The sequence below is a fragment of the Cohnella cholangitidis genome, assembly GCF_014107495.1.
Lineage (GTDB): Bacteria > Bacillota > Bacilli > Paenibacillales > Paenibacillaceae > Cohnella > Cohnella cholangitidis.
The window spans coordinates 5,621,691-5,643,099 of the sequence record NZ_CP041969.1; the positions used below are offsets into that span (position 1 = coordinate 5,621,691).

13 protein-coding genes and 1 pseudogene are annotated in these 21,409 nt (G+C 49.4%); 11 read left to right on the forward strand and 3 right to left on the reverse strand.

The genetic code is table 11. The features are described from left to right. The first annotated feature begins 14 nt into the window (after positions 1 to 14). The 4 genes and pseudogenes from FPL14_RS25705 to FPL14_RS25720 all read left to right on the forward strand — a co-directional run bounded on the left by FPL14_RS25705 (position 15) and on the right by FPL14_RS25720 (position 4,929). Positions 15 to 1,070, forward strand: coding sequence for an NAD(P)-dependent alcohol dehydrogenase (locus FPL14_RS25705; protein ID WP_182300393.1), 1,056 nt, complete (start codon positions 15 to 17; stop codon positions 1,068 to 1,070). A 388-nt stretch (positions 1,071 to 1,458) separates the two neighbouring features. After that, a complete protein-coding gene (locus FPL14_RS25710) occupies positions 1,459 to 2,058 on the forward strand; it encodes a TetR/AcrR family transcriptional regulator (protein WP_182300394.1) in 600 nt (199 codons plus the stop codon). A 110-nt stretch (positions 2,059 to 2,168) separates the two neighbouring features. Then, positions 2,169 to 3,367: pseudogene (locus FPL14_RS25715) on the forward strand (MFS transporter). A gap of 80 nt (positions 3,368 to 3,447) precedes the next feature. Beyond that, the gene (locus tag FPL14_RS25720) at positions 3,448 to 4,929 is read left to right on the forward strand and encodes a serine hydrolase domain-containing protein (RefSeq protein WP_182300395.1); all 1,482 of its coding nucleotides are present in this window, start codon (positions 3,448 to 3,450) and stop codon (positions 4,927 to 4,929) included. A gap of 69 nt (positions 4,930 to 4,998) precedes the next feature. Here the strand turns inward: FPL14_RS25720 and FPL14_RS25725 are convergent, their stop codons facing one another. Together FPL14_RS25725 and FPL14_RS25730 are read right to left on the reverse strand one after the other, a co-directional pair. Then, the gene (locus FPL14_RS25725; protein ID WP_182300396.1) at positions 4,999 to 5,844 is read right to left on the reverse strand and encodes an aldo/keto reductase; all 846 of its coding nucleotides are present in this window, start codon (positions 5,842 to 5,844) and stop codon (positions 4,999 to 5,001) included. Positions 5,845 to 5,902: 58 nt separating this feature from the next. Then, positions 5,903 to 7,117, reverse strand: a complete 1,215-nt coding sequence (locus FPL14_RS25730; RefSeq protein ID WP_182300397.1) for an MFS transporter — start codon at positions 7,115 to 7,117, stop codon at positions 5,903 to 5,905. A gap of 153 nt (positions 7,118 to 7,270) precedes the next feature. On the opposite strand from FPL14_RS25730, the gene FPL14_RS25735 reads away from it, so the two are divergent. Further along, positions 7,271 to 7,645 (forward strand): winged helix-turn-helix transcriptional regulator, encoded by a 375-nt coding sequence (locus FPL14_RS25735; RefSeq protein ID WP_182300398.1) that lies wholly within the window; start codon positions 7,271 to 7,273, stop codon positions 7,643 to 7,645. A 186-nt stretch (positions 7,646 to 7,831) separates the two neighbouring features. Next, a complete protein-coding gene (locus FPL14_RS25740) occupies positions 7,832 to 8,197 on the forward strand; it encodes a DUF4180 domain-containing protein (protein ID WP_182300399.1) in 366 nt (121 codons plus the stop codon). Between the two features lie 318 nt (positions 8,198 to 8,515). Here FPL14_RS25740 and FPL14_RS25745 read toward each other — a convergent pair whose 3' ends face one another. Further along, positions 8,516 to 9,202 carry a 4'-phosphopantetheinyl transferase family protein gene (locus tag FPL14_RS25745; protein WP_182300400.1) on the reverse strand — a complete coding sequence of 229 codons (687 nt, stop codon included), beginning with the start codon at positions 9,200 to 9,202 and terminating at the stop codon, positions 8,516 to 8,518. Positions 9,203 to 9,594: 392 nt separating this feature from the next. On the opposite strand from FPL14_RS25745, the gene FPL14_RS25750 reads away from it, so the two are divergent. From FPL14_RS25750 to FPL14_RS25770, 5 genes are read left to right on the forward strand one after another with little or no spacing between them, the layout of a single operon-like run. Further along, positions 9,595 to 14,451 (forward strand): non-ribosomal peptide synthetase, encoded by a 4,857-nt coding sequence (locus FPL14_RS25750; RefSeq protein WP_182300401.1) that lies wholly within the window; start codon positions 9,595 to 9,597, stop codon positions 14,449 to 14,451. Next, positions 14,448 to 18,530, forward strand: a complete 4,083-nt coding sequence (locus FPL14_RS25755; protein ID WP_182300402.1) for a non-ribosomal peptide synthetase — start codon at positions 14,448 to 14,450, stop codon at positions 18,528 to 18,530. The genes FPL14_RS25750 and FPL14_RS25755 overlap by 4 nt, the downstream gene beginning before the upstream one ends. Then, positions 18,527 to 19,744, forward strand: coding sequence for an ACP S-malonyltransferase (gene fabD / locus FPL14_RS25760; protein WP_182300403.1), 1,218 nt, complete (start codon positions 18,527 to 18,529; stop codon positions 19,742 to 19,744). Before FPL14_RS25755 ends, fabD begins: the two co-directional genes overlap by 4 nt. A 39-nt stretch (positions 19,745 to 19,783) precedes the next feature. Beyond that, the gene (locus tag FPL14_RS25765) at positions 19,784 to 19,933 is read left to right on the forward strand and encodes a hypothetical protein (RefSeq protein WP_182300404.1); all 150 of its coding nucleotides are present in this window, start codon (positions 19,784 to 19,786) and stop codon (positions 19,931 to 19,933) included. 5 nt (positions 19,934 to 19,938) lie between these two features. Further along, on the forward strand, positions 19,939 to 21,402 hold the full coding sequence (locus FPL14_RS25770) for a type II CAAX endopeptidase family protein (RefSeq protein ID WP_182300405.1): 1,464 nt from the start codon (positions 19,939 to 19,941) through the stop codon (positions 21,400 to 21,402). Positions 21,403 to 21,409: the final 7 nt, after the last annotated feature.

The window sequence follows — 21,409 nt, forward strand, 5'->3', positions numbered from 1 at the left end:
CTGGGGAGCAGAGCATGGGGAACGTTATGATGAACGCGGCGATAATGAAAGAGAAATTACGCATCGAAGTGGAACGGATCGAAAAACCTGCTCCGGGACCGAACGAAGCGCTGATCAAAGTGCAGTGCATCGGCGTGTGCGGCTCGGATATTCATTATTACGAGCATGGCAGAATCGGAAGATACGTGGTGGAAGAGCCGTTGATTCTAGGGCATGAAGTGGCAGGTACGATCGTCGAAATCGGGTCAAATGTCAGCAACGTAAAAGTAGGGGACAGGGTGGCGATCGAACCCGGGGTGCCTTGCGGGCAATGCGAGTATTGCAAGGGGGGGAGATATAACCTGTGTCCGGACGTGTTCTTTCTGGCTACCCCGCCCGATAACGGAGCTTGGGCCGACTATATCGTCATGCGCAGCGATGTCCTGTTTCAACTTCCGGATACGATGAGCTTCGAGGAAGGCGCTTTATTGGAACCTTTGTCGGTAGGTTATCATGCCATGAATCGCGCACAGGTGAAGCCGAGCGATAAGGTGTTCATCACGGGTCTTGGTCCGATCGGCTTGTTAGCCATCCAAGCGGCCAAGCTGTTCGGAGTCAAAGAGATTTATGCGAGCGACGTTGTGGCGTTTCGCCGGGAATTCGCGCTGAAGATGGGGGCAACCGCGGTCTTTAACCCGCTCGAAGATTCGATTGCCGAGGAGATCGCGAAGCTCACGAACAACTCCGGCATCGACGTAATCATGGAGTCTTCGGGAAATCGGAACTCCATCTCAAGCACGGTGAATTTGGTGAAAAGAGGCGGCAGAATCGTATTTGTGGGTTTGCCTCCCGAAAATGAAGTTCTGCTCAACGTAGATAAAATCATTGATTCCGAATTAAATATTTACGGCGTCTTTCGATACGCCAATACCTATGCGGCAGCCATACGGGCGTATGCCAAAAGCGGTCTAAATATTAGCGAAGTCATTACGCATCAGTTCGATCTGCAGGAGATCAATGCGGCTTTGCAGCTTTCCAGAACGCAAAAGGATAAAGCGATTAAAATCATGATCTATCCGAAAGCAGAATAAAAACGTACTGCTAGCGCAAAACCGCAACCTCCTGGAGGTTGCGGTTTTGGCATGGATTGTCTTGTTGTATTTCGTACACTTATTTGAGCCCGAAAGTCGATACTGAACAACTAAATGCAAAAATTACAATTCGTTCACCTGAATTCGAACAAAATCAAGTTGACGCAATGAAATAGATGTAGAAAATGCAACTACTTTCCGAAGTTCGAATGATGGGGCTACTTTAAGTGTACAAAATGCAACTAGATGCAGCTTCATGAGGCGTACGAGTCCGTTCTTGCTTAAGTTTACTTTTTCCGTTACAATACTGAATAAATGTTCAGTAATATTCGGGATTCGGAATCTTGTTCGGGATAAGCATTTATCCTTCGAATAGGGAGTGGGAAAGTTGAATAAGAAGAAAATCCAAAGCGAGCAAACGAAAAAACGAGTGGCAGACGCGGCCAAAGCCTTATTCGTGCAGAAGGGTTACAAGGCCACTTCCATCGAAGACATCGTCAACGCGACGGGCAGCAGCGCGGGCAACATCTATTATCATTTTAAGAGCAAGGAAGGCTTGTTTCTCTACCTCGTCAGCGAATGGGATCGGGATTGGGAGGAGAAGTGGCAAGCAAAGGAGCCGCTATTCAAGACGTCCAAAGACAAGCTGTACGGAATGGCGGAACATCTGGTGCTCGAAAATCTCAACCATCCGCTCACCAAATCGGCCGACGAGTTTTTCAATGCCACGGATAAGGCAAGCGACGTCGAAGATAAAATATCCGAAATGATGGCTGGATATCTTAAGTTTAATCAGAAATTGCTGCAGCAGGGAATCGATAACGGGGAATTCGCGGAAAATAACGTGGAGAACCTCGCGATCATTTTGGACAGCCTCATTATCGGCCTAAGCCAGCACTCCCGCCAAGCGAGCCGGGAAGATGCGCTCGCGTTATATAAATCGGCGATCGACGTGTTCTTGAACGGCATAGCCAAGGATCGCTCTTGATCCTTTGACGTTATAATATAGAATGAACGTTCAGTATAAATATTCGGTATTCCCTATTCGTTTTTGTTTTTCATCCCAGATATTTAGCTTAGAAGCTTGGAGGATTCATTATGTCGTTACTTTTAAGAAATCGAGCAGCATTATTGCTCCTCATGTTTAACCTTTTTCTAGTTTTTACGGGAATCGGCCTAGTCATTCCGGTTATGCCTAAGTTCATGACGGAGCTTGAGATCAGCGGAAGTATCGTCGGGCTGCTCGTTGCGGCGTTTTCGCTTACCCAGCTGCTATTCTCGCCATTGGCCGGGAGGCTGTCGGATTCGTTAGGACGAAAACCGATTATCGTATCCGGCATGATCGCGTTCGCGCTTTCCGAATGGCTCTTCGGCGCGGCCGATTCGACGTTTGTTCTGTTCGCGTCAAGAATGCTGGGAGGAGTCGGCGCGCTCTTATCATGCCCGCGGTCATGGCTTACACGGCAGACGTGACATCCAGCGAAGAACGGGCCAAAGGCATGGGATTCATGAACGCGGCGATCACGACGGGTTTTATTATCGGACCCGGAATCGGCGGATATCTTGCCGAGTTCGGCATTCGCGTCCCTTTCTATGCGGCGGCCGTTGCCGGCGCCGTAGCGGCGATCATTACCGCGTTCATCTTGCCCGAATCGTTGTCCGCGGATCGACGGGCTCAATCGAAGCCGATGCCTCTGCGGAAGCAAGAACCGAAGCATAATCTTCTTACGCAACTGATCCGTTCATATCGCGAGCCTTATTTCTTAAGCCTGGTCATCGTGTTCGTCATGTCGTTCGGATTGGCGAACTACGAGACGATCTACAGCTTGTTCGTCGATCATAAGTTCGGTTTTACGCCGAAGGATATCGCTTTTATTATTACGTTCGGCTCCATTGCGGGCGCCGTTGTTCAAGTAACCGTATTCGGATGGCTCTTGAATCGGTTCGGCGAGCAAAGAGTCATTTCGGCCTGTCTGCTCATGGCCAGCATATTTGTCTTTTTGACGCTTTTCGTGAGCAGCTTTTGGATGATTTTCGCGGTTACGTTTATCGTGTTTCTTTCCATCGACATTTTGCGCCCGGCCGTCAGCACGCAGATGTCCATCATGGCGGAAGATCAGCAAGGATACGTCGCAGGCTTGAACTCGGCCTTTACGAGCCTTGGAAATATCATCGGACCGGTGGTCGCGGGAGTGCTGCTGGACGTGAATCTCAACTATCCGTATTCATTGGCGGCGCTCGTCTTATTCATCAGCTTCGTCATGTCCATCGGAATTAATCGAAACGTTCGGAATTAAGAGCCTGAACCTTTTTACCTTTTCCGACCAATATAGGTTGAGAAATCAGGTGACTGCCATTAAGGGGCGAGGTTCGGACGATGCGGTATTTTTTTGCTTTTTTGTTGATCGCGATCTGTATAACGGCCGATTGTAATCTCCTCAAGGTCGAAGCGTCGAATCGACCAATAGACGAGAAGAAAGTGGACGAGATAGTGGAGCAAGGGATGAGAAATTACGATATCCCCGGCCTCTCCCTTGGCATAGTCAAGGGAGATCGAGTCGTATATCTCAAAGGTTATGGAGTAGCGGACGACAGCGGAAGAGAAGTGACTCCTCAAACTCCTTTTATGCTCGGGTCGGTTAGCAAATCCTTTACCGCGTTAGCCGTGATGCAATTAGCGGAACAAGGAAAGATCGATTTGGATACGGCCGTGCGGCGTTATTTGCCGGAGTTGCGGTTGGAGGATCCCGGGGGAGCTAGACAAGTTACCGTTCGCGACCTGTTAAATCAGACAAGCGGAATTTCCACCTACGACGGAAGGGACATTTTAACTGCGGGCAATCAATCATTGGAGGAAGTCGTCCGCCGGCAGAGTAACTTGAGGCTGACCAAACCGGCAGGAACCGCATTTCAATATTCCAATACGAATTACATCCTTTTAGGTGAAATCGTTCGGCGAATTTCAGGGTTGGACTACGAGCAATATATAGAAGATCGAATTTTTGACCGGTTGGATATGAGGAATAGCTTTACGCGAAAATCGGAAGCCGAAACGAACGGATTGGCAAGCGGTTACCAGTCCGTATTCGGAAAGATGATCTCGACCGATCCCAAGATTCACCGATCTAGTGTACCGGCCGGGTACATCATTTCTTCCGCGGAGGATATGACGCATTATGTTATCGCCCAGATGAACGGAGGCACTTATCTCCATGCTGCCGTCATCTCCTCGGAGGGAATGAAGGCTATGCATCAAAGCTCCGCCGTTTTTCCTTATGGAATGGGCTGGTTTACGGATGCTCGCACGATTTCCCACGGCGGGGACACCGAAAACTTCCATTCCGATGTCATTATGATTCCGGAGAGCGAGTGGGCCATCGTCGTCCTTATGAATACGAACGATGCTTTAAAGACCAAGTTGTATGGGAACGTTTATGAGCAGCTATCCTATCGCATTATGAATGTGGTTTCCGACGGAGAGTTGTTTTTTATGGGGATCCCGGAACCGACCGAGTTCGGTAACGTGGATTTGTACGCGAATAGCTTATTCATCCTTGTGAGCCTTTGGATTGTTTGGTCTACTTACGGCTTAATTAAAATGAGATCAAGCTATAAAGGAATAACCTTGAAATTTGTCATTGTCTTTTTGGCAACCGTCCTCTTTCACATTGTTTTACCGCTTGCGGTCATTGTACGCGTTCCGAAATTAGCTTCGGCTCCTTGGGGGACGATTTTTAACTATATGCCCGGTATTGGTCATGCTTTAATGTTCTTTTCGCTTGCGTTACTGTTGATCGGTCTAATGAACATCTATCTTAGGATGGGACAGATACGAAAAGGATATTCGAAGGTGCAGTAACCGCGATAATCGACTCCAATTTCGGATACCGCGGTTACGTTTCATTGTCCGGCAGACATCAGAGCATCATCAGAAATTAAAGTTGTCCGGATCGGGACCAACCCGGTGATTACGATTCAAAGCATCGATTCGCGTCATTTCCTCGTCGGTCAACTCGAAATCGAATACGGATGCATTCTCGATAATGCGTTGCTCTTTCGTCGACTTCGGAATCGTAACGACTCCATGCTGCAAATCCCATCTCAGAATGATTTGGGCGATCGATTTGCCGTGTGCGTTAGCGATATCCCGCAAGGTAGGGTTATCAAGCAATTGGCCTTGCATTAGCGGAGACCAGGCTTCCATCTGAATGCCCTGATCCTTGCAGTAACGGATGAGTTCCTGTTGCGTCAAATAGGGATGGAATTCGACTTGGTTCACCATCGGCTTGATTTCGGCATCCCGCATTATGTCTTCAAGATGGTGGATTTGGAAGTTGCTCACCCCGACGGCTTTTACCCGGCCGTCTTTATAGAGAGTTTCTAGAGCTCGCCAAGCTTCTTTGTACTTCCCTTTGACAGGCCAATGAACGAGATAGAGATCGAGATATTCTAATCCTAGTTTATTAAGGCTTGTTTCGTAGGCGGCCAGCGTCGATTCGTAGCCAAGATCGGCATTCCATACTTTCGAGGTGACGAAGAGATCTTGTCTGGCAAGTCCCGTTGCGAGAAGCGCCTCGCGAATTCCTTGTCCGACCCCTTGTTCGTTCTGGTAGATGGCGGCCGTATCGATGCTGCGATATCCGTTACCGATGGCGAACTTCACCGCGTTCACCAATTCGGCGCCTTCTTCGACCTTGAATACTCCGAGCCCGAACCAAGGCATAGACACGCCGTTGCTTAAGGTTGTTGTAGCTTGCAAATGGTTTAGCTTCATTCTAAAATCCACTCCTATTATGAATTATTTTACAGGATCGCTTTATTGTCCGTTACACTCACGCAGAGATACCCAGTTTATTGGGCTCGGACGCATCTCGGGCTTCCGAAGCTCGAATCCAACCCGTCAAAACGACGGCGCCCGCGACCATCAGCGAACCGATCCAAGCGGTATGAACTAGACCGATCGTATCCGCGATTATACCTCCCAAGTATGCCCCGATCGCGATTCCCGCATTAAACGCGGCAATATTGAACGCGGAAGCTACATCCACCGACTTTGGCGTATACCGCTTAGCCAACATTACTACGTAGACTTGCAGCCCCGGAACGTTCATAAAGGCAAACAATCCCATCAAGAGGATCGTAATGAACCCGGCAACCTTGAATGGTGCGGTGAACGTAAGCAACAGCAGCACTAGAGCTTGTACCGCAAACATATAAAACAAGGCAGTCGCGGGGTTGCGGTTGGCGGCTTTTCCCCCGATCACGTTACCGATTGCAATGGCGATCCCGTATAAGACGAGAATGACGACTACCGCTTCTTCGCTAAATCCGGTTATGTCGCGGAGTAACGGGGATAAATAAGAAAAGACGACGAAAGTACCCCCGTAACCTAACGCGGTGATGGCAAACGCAAGCAGCAAACGTCCGTTCGTAACGACTTTGAGCTGATCGCGCAGCGGCGTAACCGTACCTTTGCTTAATGAAGAGGGGACAAGCACCAGATTGGCGATGAAAGCAAACACGCCGATCGCAACGATTGCGAGGAAAGCGATTCTCCAACCGAGTTGCTGACCTAGCCAGGTGCCAAGCGGCACTCCCGTCACGGTAGCGATGGTGAGCCCCGAGAACATCGTGGCAATGGCGCTGGCCCTGCGATTCTCGGGCACGTGATCGGCCGCGATCGTAGAACCAATGGACATAAATAAGCCATGGGCGAACGCGGACAAGACGCGGGCGAGCAGCAGGATCGCAATTCCGTTAGCGGCGGAAGCGAGCGTATTGCCGATGATAAAAACGACCATGATCGCTAACAACAATCGTTTGCGCGAGACGTTAGACGTTAGCCATGTCAGAATCGGAGCTCCTATCGTAACTCCCAAGGCATACAGCGAAATCGTTAAACCCGCGGTTTTGATCGATATGTGCAAGTCATCAGAGATGAGAGGCAAGAGGCCCACGCTGATGAACTCCGTCGTTCCAATGGCAAAGGCGCTTATCGCTAAAGCAAGGAGCGCCAAGGTGTCTCTCTGTTTATTTAATAATAACATTCTCGTCACTCCCCGGTATGGTATCGCCGGCCGGCAAATGTTATTATGAGTTACTCTATCCGATAAGGGTAGTACGCACTTTAAAGTACTATAGGCACTAAAAAGTAATATAGGCGGTATATCAAGTTGGTTTATCATCAGGAGGGAACGGCCGTGACGCAAAAGAAATACAACATTTCCGTGGAAGCGACCTTGGATGTCATCGGAGGCAAGTGGAAGTGCGTAATCCTCTGCCACCTTACGCGCGGAAAACAACGAACGTGCGATTTCAAAAACGTGATGCCGGCAATCACGCAAAAAATGCTTACTCAACAGCTTAGGGAGTTAGAGAGCGACGGGATCGTAAACCGCATTAGTTACAATCAAGTTCCGCCTAAGGTCGAATATGAGTTAACCGAATACGGAATGAGCCTGAAACCGATCTTGGATGCCCTTTGCGCTTGGGGAGACAATCATATTATTAAAGAATACGGAGATAAGAGCGCGATGCTGGAAGACAACATCTTAAATCAAGTTCCTAACCAATGAAAGCCATTGTCCGTATGTGGTTCCATAAAACGATTTTCGCAGCACCCATCGATCTCATAGTCGAAAGCGATGCTTTATTCGAAAAGGAAAGCCTCCATCGATAGAAGGACGCTCAATCGGACAATGAAAATCGAAATGTGATATATTGGATATCAATCATTTATAACTAGGTATGGAGGGGAAGGAATGAACGTACGCGTAGACCAAAAGGGAAACTCCAGCGTAGCGGTGATCGATAGCGATCAATTGCTTATCGAAGATGTCCAGGGAGCGCTCGATTTGATGGCGACGGTGAGCTATAATGACGGGTGTCACAAACTGCTCCTCCGTCATGCGAATATATCGGAGGCGTTCTTCGATTTAAGTACACGCCTGGCGGGCGAGATTCTTCAGAAGTATACGAACTATCAGGTGAAGCTTGCGATCGTCGGGAATTTCGACGGCTATTCGAGCAAGAGCTTAAAAGACTTTATCTACGAATGCAACAAGGGGAACCAGGTGTTTTTCTTGCCGGATGAGGAGTCCGCTCTCGAAGCGCTTCATCGGGTTTAGGGAAAGCAGCCACACCCGGTGCATCCGCCGTTTATTTTTTTCGACATAAATAGACCTTTAAAGTGAATATTTTCATGTGAAAAATTCACTTAACAAAAAGGTTGAAAATGGTAAAAGAGATATACAAAGATTTATATCTTGATAAAAAATTTATAAAGTTTTGGATAAATATGTATGGTGAATATGCAAGAATACGGGGTTAGCAAAAAAAGCTAACCTTTTTTTGCGTATAATCGATGCCTTGCACGGAATACAATAGGGGGTGCTCTTGAAGACGCGTTGACGGAATGAGATCGCACAGCATCGGGAAGCTCCCCGTTAAGTAGAAAAGAAAGCAGCGATTTCTTCCAATGAAAGCCGGATCGCGGAAAGTTCGTCAATCGGGATCGAATGGCATACGGATAACATATAATCGGGTTCGGGTTGCATCGAATGGAGAAACCATGTCCGATCGGACGTTTGCACTTTCGTTCCGGTTGCCTCCGGGAACTGAATTTCAAACGAATCGAGGGGGGTAGACAGTCCGGAGCCTGTCGCTTTGAGATAGCTTTCTTTTTGCGTCCAAATTCGATAGAACGCCGTTAATTTGTTTTCGTCGCCTTGTTCAGATACAAAGGCGTTTTCGTTACGCGTGAAATACCTGTTCGCTATGCTGGAATATTCGAAATCCCGCATGTACTCGATATCGATGCCGATCTCGCTGCTATCGAAAATGCAAGTTACGTAATCTTCCGCATGCGAGAGATTGAAATACAGATGGGGATGGGAAATCAGATAAGGTTTGCCGGAATGCCGATAACCCCACTCTAAATCTCGTTCCAAGATGCCGTAATGGGTCATAAGGATATAGTTGACGAGTAGTTCGCCGGCAATAGAACGGTTAAAGTCATTGAGCATTTTAAACCTGATCGCTTTATCCATCCGAGTCTTGGATACGAAGATCGATAACCGTTTGATGAGACTCGCGTGGTATTGATGATCAATTCGAATGAGATAGACTTTCATGCTCAACTCTCCTGCCCAATTTAATAGAAATGGGTAAGTACAATCATATAACATTATATTCCAAACATATTGTAAGTTATTGGATTTTATTTCACTTAAAAAAATCGACAAAATCATCGTATGTATAAGTACTAATCGGGACTATTAGTCTATTCTTTCTGTGTTTTAATAGGTCAAAATGACTATGTAGAAAACTATGAATCCAGTGATACAATACAGATCTCACAAAATTTAGCCGAATTAATTCCTATTATATCTGATTTGTATCATTTTTGTTTGTCGCGAATAGCGGCTCTAAATTGGTATAAATAAGAAAAGTAATCGCGACCGCGGATTTTTTTTGCTTATTGTGCAAACGTTTGAACAAAGGAATGAGATCGAGGAGGAATAGAGTGACGAAACGATATCATAATCTTAACGAAGCTTTTGAATCCGCTAGCCGAACGGATAAAGGCATTGTTTTTGTCGAAAAAAACAAGGATCGAAGAGTGCCGTATCATCAACTTTACGAACAAGCCAACTCCATTCTTTATCAATTGCAACAAAAAGGCATGAGAGCGGGAGATCTTCTGCTGTTCCAAATCGAAGAGCCGCATCCTTTTCTCGTATTCTTCTGGGCGTGCTTGCAAGGCGGCATAATTCCGGTACCTATCACCGTGGGAACAACCGCCGAACATCGCTCGAAGGTTACGCGAATTTGGGAACTTTCCGGCAGGCCGTATTTGATCGCATCTCCGGAACTGCGCAAATCGTTCGAGGAACAGAACGAGCAGGGCGAACTCGGCCGACCGGCGGCGGAATTTACGGAGCTCTTGTGGGATACGGACTCCTTCGGGCATGATTATTCCAACAAGGCTGCCGTATATTCCGCCGAAGCTGACGATATAGCATTCATCCAGTATTCGTCGGGCTCAACGGGAGACCCCAAGGGAGTTATTCTTACCCATCGGAATTTATTAACGAACATTGACGCTATATTGACTTGTTCGAATGCCGTTCCGAGCGACAGATCGCTTAGTTGGATGCCGCTGACTCACGATATGGGGTTGATCGGGTTTCATTTAGCGCCTCTTGCCGGTTCGATGGATCAATGGATCATGCAGCCGAGATTGTTCTTAATGAGACCCCATCTTTGGTTAAGCAAAGCGGACGAATACCGCGTCACCCAGATTTCGTCTCCTAACTTCGGCTATAAGCATGTGTTAAATCATCTCAAGCCCGAAGAGGACTACAAATGGGATTTATCCTCCATCAAATTTATTTTTAACGGCGCCGAACCAATATCCGTGCAATTAGCGAACGAATTTCTAACGCGGATGGAGCGGTATGGTCTACCCAGAAATGCGATGTTTCCCGTTTATGGAATGGCGGAAGCCAGCTTGGCCGTCACTTTCCCGCCGATAGAAGAGGAGCTTCAAGCCGTTCATATCGAGCGAAAGTCAATCGGAGTCGGAGCTGAGGTCGCGTATGGTCAAGCGGACGGCGCAACAAGCGTAGCGTTCGTCGATGTAGGATATCCCGTCAGCGACTGCGAGGTACGAATATGCGATGATACGGATGCACCGCTAGCAGATCACTATATCGGCAACATTCAAATCAAAGGGAACAACGTAACTAGAGGTTATTACCGTAACGAAGAAGCCACGAAACGTTTAATCTCCAATGACGGATGGTTGCAAACCGGCGATATCGGATTTATGCGGGAAGGCAGATTGGTCATTACGGGGCGGAAAAAGGACATTATCTTCGTCAACGGCCGTAATTATTTCCCTCATGATTTGGAACAATCGGCGGAGGAAGTCGAAGGAGTTGAACTCGGCAAAATCGCGATTTGCGGCGTGGCTAGCGACGAGTTAGGGACCGACGAAATCGTTGTTTTCCTCCAATATCGCGGCAAGGACGAAGCTTTTGCTTCGATCGCATGGGAGCTAAGAAGGCATTTGAGCAGGAGTACGGGAGTAACCGCGGCCTGCGTCATTCCGATCAAACAAATACCCAAAACGACGAGCGGCAAGCCGCAGCGATACAAATTGGCGGAACAATATACAAGGGGCGACTTCCAAGAGGGTATCGAAAAGTATCGCGGCATGATGAATAGTCGAATGGATTCAAGCTACGAAGGTCCGCATAACGAGGTGGAACGCAAGCTGTCATCGCTATGGTCGAGCGTTATGGGAAACGCGGCCGGAATAACGGATTCCTTCCACGATCACGGCGGAGATTCTCTGAAAGCCGCGATGCTTATCGCTCACATTCATAAACATTTTCAGGTGGAAATTCCCGTTAAGCACTTTTACGAAAATGCCACAATCCGCTCCATTGCACATTACATTCGCCATTCCGATGCCACTCCCTACGTTTCGATCGAGAGTGCGGAGGCGGCAGCGCATGATCCGGTGTCTCCGGCGCAACGGAGAATGTATCTTCAGGAACAATTCATCGGGACCGGAACGGCCTACAATATGCCTTTCGCGTTAAAACTCGAAGGGGCAGTCGATGCGGATAGGCTCGAACGATGTTTACGACAAATCGTTAGCCGGAACGAAGCGTTACGCACGTCATTCGCGATGATCGAAGGCAATGTGCGGCAAATCATTCATCCTAGCGCGGATGTCCCGTTGGAACGATTGACAACGGACGACCGGAATTTAACGGAACTATTAAGACGACTCATACGACCTTTTGACCTACACAACTTGCCTCTTGTTCGCAGTACCCTCATCTCAGTGCACTATCGCGTACCCTATCACATCCTTCTCCTAGACATACATCACATTTGTTCTGACGGAATATCCGTAAATCTCTTGCTTAACGAACTGTTTCAACTGTATCAAGGAATCGAATTGCCGCGGCCTTCCTTGCAGTACCGCGATTACGCGGTGTGGCTGGATAATGCGCCCCGGCATGAAGAGAAACGTCGGCTAGCCGAGTATTGGTCCGAACGGTTGCATTCGGATTTGCCGACGCTAGATTTGCCTACCGACCTTAAGAGACCCGAGCGAAGAACATTCGACGGGGATACGATACGGCTTCCTATTCCGGAGCCTCTATCCATCCGAGTACTCAATCGGATTCAGGAGGAAAAGGTATCGGCGTATGCGTTCTTAATGTCGGTATATTCCTTATTGCTTCACAAGTATGCGCGTCAGGATGACCTGATCGTAGGAGCTCTGGCGGCCGGCAGGAATCATGCGGATCTGATGTCGGTTATGGGAGCTTTTATCGACTATATTCCGGTTCGTTTCCGAATCGATTCCGATTCGAGCTGGTCCGACTATATCCGTAACACGCACCAAGCGATCGTCGAAGACTTCGAACATCAGCAAATGCCTTTTGAAGATATCGTATCGCTAACGAACTATACGACGTCTCGGTCCCGCAACCCGTTATTCGATACGATGGTCATCTTGCATAATCAGCTGGACGTTGCAACAACAGTCGCTTTAAGGGAGATGTCCGTTACGAATTATCCGCTGCCAGGCGGAACGGCGAAGCTGGACATTAAGCTGGACATCTTCATGCATGGTTTATCGGAATGGGAGTTCGTATGGGAATATAATACGAATTTGTTCCATCGGACGACGATCGAACGGTTCGCTGCCCACTTTGTTCGCTTGTTAGAGCAAGTAATCGAACGGCCGAATACGAAATTGATAGATTTGATGCTGCTTACTCCCGAGGAACAGCAACGGCAATCGATGGAATGCAATCCGGCCGCGGTGCCATTCTCCGAGCATCGCCTTGTGCATCAATGGGTTGAAGAGCAAGCAGAAGAGAGAGCCGATAAAATCGCCGTAGCATTCGATCGCACGGAATTGTCATACGGACAATTGAACGCCAGGGCGAATCAGCTAGCTCGATTGCTTCGCGAACGGGGAGTGAAGCCGGATAACATCGTACCGATTTCCGTAGACCGTTCTCCGGCCATGATCGTCGGCATATTGGCTATTTTGAAAGCGGGGGGTGCCTACTTGCCGATAGCGCCGGAAACTCCGGCAGAACGTATCCGTTACGTTCTCGAAGATAGCGGAGCAAAGTGGCTGCTAGTCAAAGACGATAGGTTCGACGCTATTCCTTTCGATGGCGAACTCATTCGTTTGGATGACGAGAATATATACGCAGGAGATTCCGCTAACCTCGCGACGGTAACCGAGCCTTATCATTTGGCGTACGTCATTTACACTTCGGGATCGACCGGTAACCCGAAAGGGGTCATGATCGAGCACCGTTCGGTCATCAATCGATTGGAATGGATGCAAAAGGCGTATCCGCTGAACGAACGCGATGTCATCTTGCAGAAAACGGCGTTTACGTTCGACGTGTCGGTATGGGAGCTCTTCTGGTGGGCGCAATCCGGCTCGTCGGTACATTTTCTCGTTCCGGGAGGCGAGAAGGATCCGGAAACGATCGTGAAGGCAATCGAGAGAAACGGCGTCACGACGATGCATTTCGTGCCCTCCATGCTGCATTTGTTTTTGTCTTACATCGAAGACAATCCGGGACGGATCGAAGCCTTGCAGAGCTTACGCTATGTGTTCGCAAGCGGAGAAGCTTTGCCGCTGCGGCATGTAGAGCGGTTTAACGTATTGCTTCACGAACGTTACGGCACCAAGTTAATCAATTTGTACGGTCCTACGGAAGCGACGGTGGACGTGTCTTATTTCGATTGTTCGGCAGGAGAAGCGTTAAGCTCGGTTCCGATCGGCAAACCGATCGACAATACGCAGTTGTATGTCGTCGATAGCCGCAACCGATTGTTACCCCATGGAATTCCGGGAGAGTTGTGCATCGGCGGCGTCGGCTTGGCGAGAGGATATTTGAACCGACAGGAGCTGACGGCTGAGAAATTCGTGCCGAATCCGTTGCAGCAGGGAGCGCGAATGTATCGCACGGGCGATTTGGCGAAGCTGCGTTCCGACGGCAACATCGAATATTTAGGGCGACTCGACCACCAAGTGAAAGTTCGCGGCTATCGGATGGAACTAGGCGAGATCGAGCATCATCTGTTGCAGCACGATGCTATTCAAGAGGCTGTAGTAATCGCCAAAACCGAAGAGGACGGGAATACGGAGTTATATGCTTATCTAGTAGGTCTGCAGCAATTGAATGCGGCAGACATCCGTTCGTTCCTGCACAAGCGATTGCCCGAATATATGGTTCCCGCTCATTTCGCGCGAATCGATCGTATGCCCCTCTCTTCCAGCGGTAAAGCGGACCGCAAAGCATTGGCCGGCGACAAGCGGAAATGATGTTAAGCAAACCGTTCATGCCGCCGGAAAGCCGGTTGCAGATTGCCCTGGCTGAGATTTGGCAAGACGTGCTTCAAGCGGACCGCATCGGAATCGATCATGATTTCTTCGAGTTAGGCGGTCATTCGCTTAAGGCGGCACAGCTCGTGCAAACCGTGCATAAAAAGCTTCGGATCGAATTAACTTTGAGCGAGATTTTCAGTTCTCCGACGATTAAAGAGCTGGCGATGCGCTTGGAGAATCGAACGGAAAGCATTCTCGCTCCGATCGTTCCAACGAAGAGCCGGGATTATTATTCGTTGTCATCCGCGCAAAACCGTCTGTATATTCTGAACAAATTCGAAGGCATCGGAACAACCTACCATCTTCCGGTCGCATTCGTTGCCGAGGGAACTATCGATCCTATTCGATTCGAACAAGCGGTTCACGCGCTCATCGCCAGACATGAGAGTTTGCGGTCGACTTTCGATCTCGTTGACGGCGTTCCTATGCAGATGATCCATGAACAGACCGCATTTCGACTCGAATCTTTCGATGGAAATATAGCGAGTATGGAAGAGACGCTCGAGAAATTCATTCGTCCGTTCGATTTCGACCGCGCTCCTTTAATGCGGGCAGGTCTGAAGGAACGGGCGGATGGAAGGCAATTGATCTTATTCGATATGCATCATCTAGTATCCGACGGCGTGTCAATGGGCGTTCTCGTTCGGGAATTCGTCGAGCTGTATACGGGAAGAGAGCTTCCCGCATTGCATGTGCAATACAAAGATTATACGGCTTGGCAAAAGGAGCAATTAACGGCCCCGCCGCTGCTTAAACAACAGCGATACTGGCTGAACGTATTCGCCGACGGCGTGCCTGCGTTGAATCTTCCCACGGATTTCAAAAGGCCTACCGTCAAATCGTACGAGGGCAACCTTCTGCCATTCAGCTTAACCGCGGAACAAACCCATGCCCTGAAAAAAATGGCGGGGGATTCGAAAACGACGATGTACATGGTCATGCTGGCGATGTTCAATGTTCTGCTCGCCAAGTATTCCGGCCAAGAGGATATCGTCGTCGGATCGCCGGTATCGGGAAGATCCCATACGGACGTGAACGGCTTGATCGGAATGTTCGTCAATACGATCCCGTTCAGGAATTATCCATCCGCGGATAAAACGTTCCAAGAGTTCTTGCAAGAACTGAAGACGAACGCGATTCATGCGTACGACAATCAGGATTATCCGTTCGAAGAGCTGGTCGGCAACTTGCAAGTGAATCGCGATTTGAGCCGTAATCCCTTGTTCGACGTTATGTTCGTCATGCAGAACATGGATATTCCCGATCTGAAGCTCGACGGGATTAAGTTGGAGCGGGTAACGATGCCGCATTCGCACGCTAAGTTCGATCTCGCGTTGGAAGTCGTCGAGCAAGCCGACACGCTCTCTTGCCATTTCGAATATTGCACAAGATTATTTACGGCCGAGACGGTCCAACGTTTCATTTCGCATTTCCAAGCGATCATTTCCAGCGTATTGACGGATCCGCATAAGCGGATCGGCGATATCGAAATGATATCGACGCAAGAACGGCACCGGATTTTACGGGAATTCAACGATACCGCATACGATTTTCCGTCGAACGAGACGCTTCATCAGTGGGTGGAAGCCCAAGCGGAGCTTCGGCCGGAAGGGGTTGCGCTCCTCTATGGGCATACCCGTTTGACGTACGCGGAGTTAAATGCGAAAGCGAACCAATTGGCTCGCGTGTTAAGCAAGAACGGGGCGGGGCGAGACCGGATTGTCGCGGTTATTGCCGAACGTTCGCCCGAGATGATGATCGCCCTTCTGGCCATATCCAAAGCGGGCGGCGCCTACTTGCCGGTCTCTCCCGAAAATCCGGGCGATCGGATCGACTATATGCTCAAGGACAGCGAGGCCGTCATCTTGCTCGCGCAGGAGCGATGGATGGCTGAGCTTGCGCCACGGATTACTTATTCCGGGATGAAGATCCGTTTAGACGACCCGTCTCATTTTGAAGGCGATGCCTCGAACTTGCCGCAGGAGGCTTCGCCGCGCGACTTGGCTTATATGATCTACACTTCGGGATCGACCGGAAATCCGAAAGGAGTCATGATCGAACACCGCGCCGTAGCCAATCGAATCCATTGGATGCAGCGACAATACCCCATCGGCCCGGGTGACGTGATTTTGCAGAAAACGGCGTTTACGTTCGACGTATCCGTCTGGGAACTGTTCTGGTGGAGCTTAGCGGGTGCAACCGTCTGTTTCTTGGAACCCGGCGGCGAAAAGGATCCCGACAAAATCGTTCAGGCGATCGGGCGTTACAAAGTGACGACAATGCATTTCGTCCCTTCCATGCTTCATCTCTTCCTTGACTATCTCGAGAGGCGGGCGGACCTCGAAAATTCGGCAGTCTCAAGCTTAGCAAGCTTGAAGCAAGTGTTCGCAAGCGGAGAGGCTTTGCCGATTCAACAAGCCAATCGATTTTATGAGCTGTTTCGGACTCGCATGGCAACCGCGGCAAAGCTGATTAATTTGTATGGGCCGACCGAAGCGGCGATCGATGTTACTTATTACGACTGCGTGCCCGATGATCAGGCCGATGCGATTCCGATCGGCAAACCCATTGCCAATATTCAGCTGGTTATCGTGAATTCGCACAATGGTTTGCAACCTGCGGGTATTCCCGGCGAGCTATGCATCGCTGGCGTCGGGTTGGCGCGAGGGTATATGAATCGCCCGGAGCTGACGGCGGAGAAGTTCGTGTCGAATCCATTCGCGCCGGGAACGCTCATGTACCGAACGGGGGATTTGGCGAGATGGCTTCCGGACGGGAACATCGAGTATATGGGCAGGTTGGACCACCAGGTGAAGCTTCGCGGTTACCGGATCGAGCTTGGAGAGATCGAAGCGGGATTGCTGCGAAACAAAGAGATCGCCGAAGCGGTCGTGCTCGTGAAAGACACGCCGCAAGGGGATAAGAAATTATGCGCTTTCTTCGTATCGAGACAAGAGCTGGATGCCGCTGCCGTTAGGCAAAATCTATCGCGCTTGCTGCCGGATTATATGATTCCTTCCTCGTATACGCGAGTAGATGCCATGCCGTTGACCGCAAGCGGCAAAGCGGACCGCAACGCGTTGGCAAAGCTGGAACTGAACTTGCAATCGAATCAAGACTATGTCGCGCCGCAGAACGAAATAGAAGAGAAGCTGGCCGGGATATGGAAGGAGCTTCTGAACGTAGACCGGGTCGGCATACGCGACCAGTTCTTCGATATCGGAGGCCATTCGTTGCTTCTCCTCCGCATGCATGCGATGTTGGACGGCGAATATCCGGGTAAAGTGAAGGTCACCGATTTGTTTGCCTACCCTACGATCGAGAAGCTCGCCGAGTTTCTCGCTCCTATCCGCGCGGGATCCGAATCGGAAACGTCGTTGGCGTATATCGAATTGCCGGGCGAGTTTTTCTCCGGCGGCCAGGAGCTCCAAGAGACAGGGACGGCTTTCAAAATCCAGCTCGACGAAACGGTTTCGAAGGATTTAATCCGAGCGGGCAACGAGCTGAACGGCGGATTGGAACCGATTCTCTTTGCGCTCTACGCCTATCTTTTCGCCCAAGTGACCAAGAAGTTCGACAATGGGATTAACGTGGGAGTATCCGATCAGAAAATTTATCCGGTAGAGGTCGATCTTCGGCAAATTGGTCATTTTTCGTCTTTAGCGCAAACGTTTGCGCGTGTAAAAGATGACATATTGAAGTCAGGCAACGGTTTCGAATGGAGCGATGTTGCGAAGCAACGGCCTTCTCCGCCGGAGAAGAGGATTTCCGCATTGATATACGACGCTGATCTTTACGCGGCTCAAACCCGGGCAACGGAAAGCTTCGATCTGATTGTTTCTTACCGAATCGCAACGAATCAGATCGTACTGTTCTGCGATTACAACGGCAGACGATTGCGCAAGGAGAAAGTCATGCAGCTCATTCAAGGATACGCAAAATTAACCCGTTGGTTCGTCAGCCAATATAGCAGCGACCGTAAAGTGTCGGCTGCGCGGGATGGGGGGACGGTATGATCGGTAAAGTCGCGTTGATCTTTCCGGGAACGGGCTCTCAGTACGTCGGCATGTTTAAGTCTTTCTATGAACGGTATGCGATCGTAAGAGAGACTTTCGGCGAAGCGGAAGACGCGCTCAAGCTGGATTTGGCGACGATGTGTTTCGAGACCGGCTTCCGGGAGCAGACGAGTATCGCTTATGCGCAGACCGCGATATTCGTCTGCAGCGTGGCGGCCTGCCGAGTGTTCATGCACGAAGTAGGCGTAAAGCCAAGCTTGATGGCAGGCCATAGTTTAGGAGAGTTATCGGCTTTAACTTGCGCGGGCGTCTTCCGATTGCAAGACGCGGTTAAAGCCGTATGGTTTAGAGGCGAAGCGATGGAAGACGCGGTCCCCGAAGCCGGGGGCGCCATTGCGGCAATCAAACATCTGTCGGCGGAGCGGGTGAAAGAGCAATGCGAGCGCATGGACCCGGTAGGGGGTACGGTCTCGATTGCTTGTTACAATTCATCCGATCAAGTCGTGATAGCCGGCTATAGCGAAGCTGTCGGCACGGTGTCGGACGCGCTGAGAGAGCTTGGCGGGCAAGCGATCGCGATCCATTCCAACGTCCCGTTTCACACGGCCCTCATGGCTCCGGCCGCGGATCGTTTGAGAGAGAAGCTTATGCAGGTCCAGATGCGCGATCCAACCAGTCCCGTCATTTCGAACGTGACCGCGTTGCCCTACGAACAGGGGGCGGCGAACGTAGTCGAACTGCTGTCGCGACAGCTGACGCATCCGGTTCGTTGGGAAGAAACGGTTCGATACATGCAGCAAGAAGGAATTTCGTACGCGGTGGAGCTAGGGCCGAATACGATTCTCAAGAAGCTGAACCGAACGACGGCGCGCAATATTCGGGCTTATTCCTGGGATGAGGCTGACGACTTCCAACGAATCGTTGAATTGAAGCAGCTGAGGCCCGCATTTATCGACGTTTGTTTATCGATCGCAGTCTCTACGCGAAATCATAATGACAATCCGGATCAGTACGAGAACGGGGTTGTCGAACCATACAAGACGATATTACGAATCCGGCAAGAGTGCGAGCGCATCGGTCAATCGCCGACGTCCATGCAAATGAAGGACGTCTTCGAAAGTCTTCGTTCGATCCTGCTGACGAAAAAAGTAGAACAAGCGGAACGGGAGCAGTTGTTGCAACAAGCGGAGCTAGAAATGATCGGCATCCTATAGTCCTATCGCAAGCGATTATTATTCGAGAGGGAGAAGACGATGAAAAAATATTTGTTAATGGCCGGGGAAGTCGCGTTGCTGCTGGGTACCTTTTTGGGGGTATCCATCGTTCACAACAATATTCTCGTACCGAATTCGGGTGCTTACGGACAATTCGTAGGGAAAAATCTGCTATCTGGATCACCATGATGTTTTTGATAACGTCGGTTCTCTACGTGATTTATTTCCAAGTAAAGAAACGAATCGCGAAACAAAATTACGAGAGCATTGTCCAATTAAGCAATTTTTCGAAAATGAACAAAATCGACGTGACGATTTCCGCCTTAATCGGTTTGTTCTTGGGCGTCTTCTTTATTTGTTTCATGAAGCTGTCGTTTATTATCGACGGGTTCCCCGACTTCGAGAACTATGTCGCCATGTTTATGAATTCGGAATCTTTCATCGTCACGATCATCGGATTGTCGATCATCGGTCCCTTATTCGAGGAAGTATTATTCCGGGGGTTGCTGTTCAACATCATGCGCAAAAGCTTGCCTTTCGTTGCGGCGCTGCTGCTGCAAGCCGTCTTTTACGGATATGCCCAACCGAATCCAAGCATACAAGTGATGGCGTTTTTCCTGGCGCTCGTCTACGGGATTCTCTATTACCGCTTAAAGTCGATCTGGTCCTCGTTGATAGGGGCCGCAGTGATGAACACCGTCATCTTCGTAACAAGGGAGTACGGCGTACAAGAGTCGATCGAGACGATTCCGGATCATATTCTGATGTTTGTTTCCGGATTCTGTCTTTTCTTTATGATCTCGTTGCTGGTGTCCGTATGGAAAGGCGACACGAAAGCGGCCGTCTTGAAAATGACCGGAAACTTGTTGTTATGGACGTTCGTATACGCGGCTTTCTACTACCCTTTCATCTTCATCGTATGGAATCAATATATTATGGGCATCGATTCGATATCGACTTGGCTCGGGCAAAATAACGTCATCGGATTCGTTCCTTACGATATTCTTGCGTTCGTCATTTATTTCTACGTCATGAAATGGGTGAATAAGAAAAATCTGATCAAAGCGAGCAATTTCACGCGCATGTCCGTCAAGAACGGGGTTCTGATTTCCATATTGGGAATCGCGATGGGCGTATGGGTTCAATGCTTCTTCGAAATTCCTTATTTCAGAGACAATTATCCTCAATTCGAGCAATTGACCGTCTATTTGACGACTACGATCGTGCCTGTTTATTTATTGTTTTTGATCATCCATTCCATTTATAAAGAAATTTATTTCCGCGCGCTCATTTTTAACGTTCTAAGATCGGCGATGCCCGTCTGGGTTTCGGTTCTGGGGACGGGGATCATCTACGGCGGCTTGTTCTTCAACTGGGACGTTCCGCTGACGATTTACGCGTCGCTCGGAGCCCTTATATTCAGTCTCATGTTCGAATGGTATAAGTCGATCTGGGCGCCGATCATTAACGAGTTTTTCGTCTTTGCGGCGTATTACGTGCTAAGGAAATTGAATCTCTCTTACGGACCGGGCGTAGTGTGGGCTCTTGGCATCAGTTCCGTCGTCGTCATCGGCTTGATGTTCTATCTTTGGAAAAATCGGGAGACGAAACGCGCGCGGAACTCCGCTAACGAAAAGGCCGGCACCATGGTTGCTTAGGAGGGAA

What these genes read in the sequence shown, in the direction of transcription:
- FPL14_RS25720 (WP_182300395.1), top strand. Translation starts at nt 3,448, where the DNA reads ATGCGGTATTTTTTTGCTTTTTTGTTGATCGCGATCTGTATAACGGCC.
- FPL14_RS25745 (WP_182300400.1), bottom strand. Translation starts at nt 9,202, where the DNA reads ATGAAAGTCTATCTCATTCGAATTGATCATCAATACCACGCGAGTCTC.
- FPL14_RS25730 (WP_182300397.1), bottom strand. Translation starts at nt 7,117, where the DNA reads ATGTTATTATTAAATAAACAGAGAGACACCTTGGCGCTCCTTGCTTTA.
- FPL14_RS25705 (WP_182300393.1), top strand. Translation starts at nt 15, where the DNA reads ATGGGGAACGTTATGATGAACGCGGCGATAATGAAAGAGAAATTACGC.
- FPL14_RS25740 (WP_182300399.1), top strand. Translation starts at nt 7,832, where the DNA reads ATGAACGTACGCGTAGACCAAAAGGGAAACTCCAGCGTAGCGGTGATC.
- FPL14_RS25755 (WP_182300402.1), top strand. Translation starts at nt 14,448, where the DNA reads ATGATGTTAAGCAAACCGTTCATGCCGCCGGAAAGCCGGTTGCAGATT.
- fabD (WP_182300403.1), top strand. Translation starts at nt 18,527, where the DNA reads ATGATCGGTAAAGTCGCGTTGATCTTTCCGGGAACGGGCTCTCAGTAC.
- FPL14_RS25765 (WP_182300404.1), top strand. Translation starts at nt 19,784, where the DNA reads ATGAAAAAATATTTGTTAATGGCCGGGGAAGTCGCGTTGCTGCTGGGT.
- FPL14_RS25725 (WP_182300396.1), bottom strand. Translation starts at nt 5,844, where the DNA reads ATGAAGCTAAACCATTTGCAAGCTACAACAACCTTAAGCAACGGCGTG.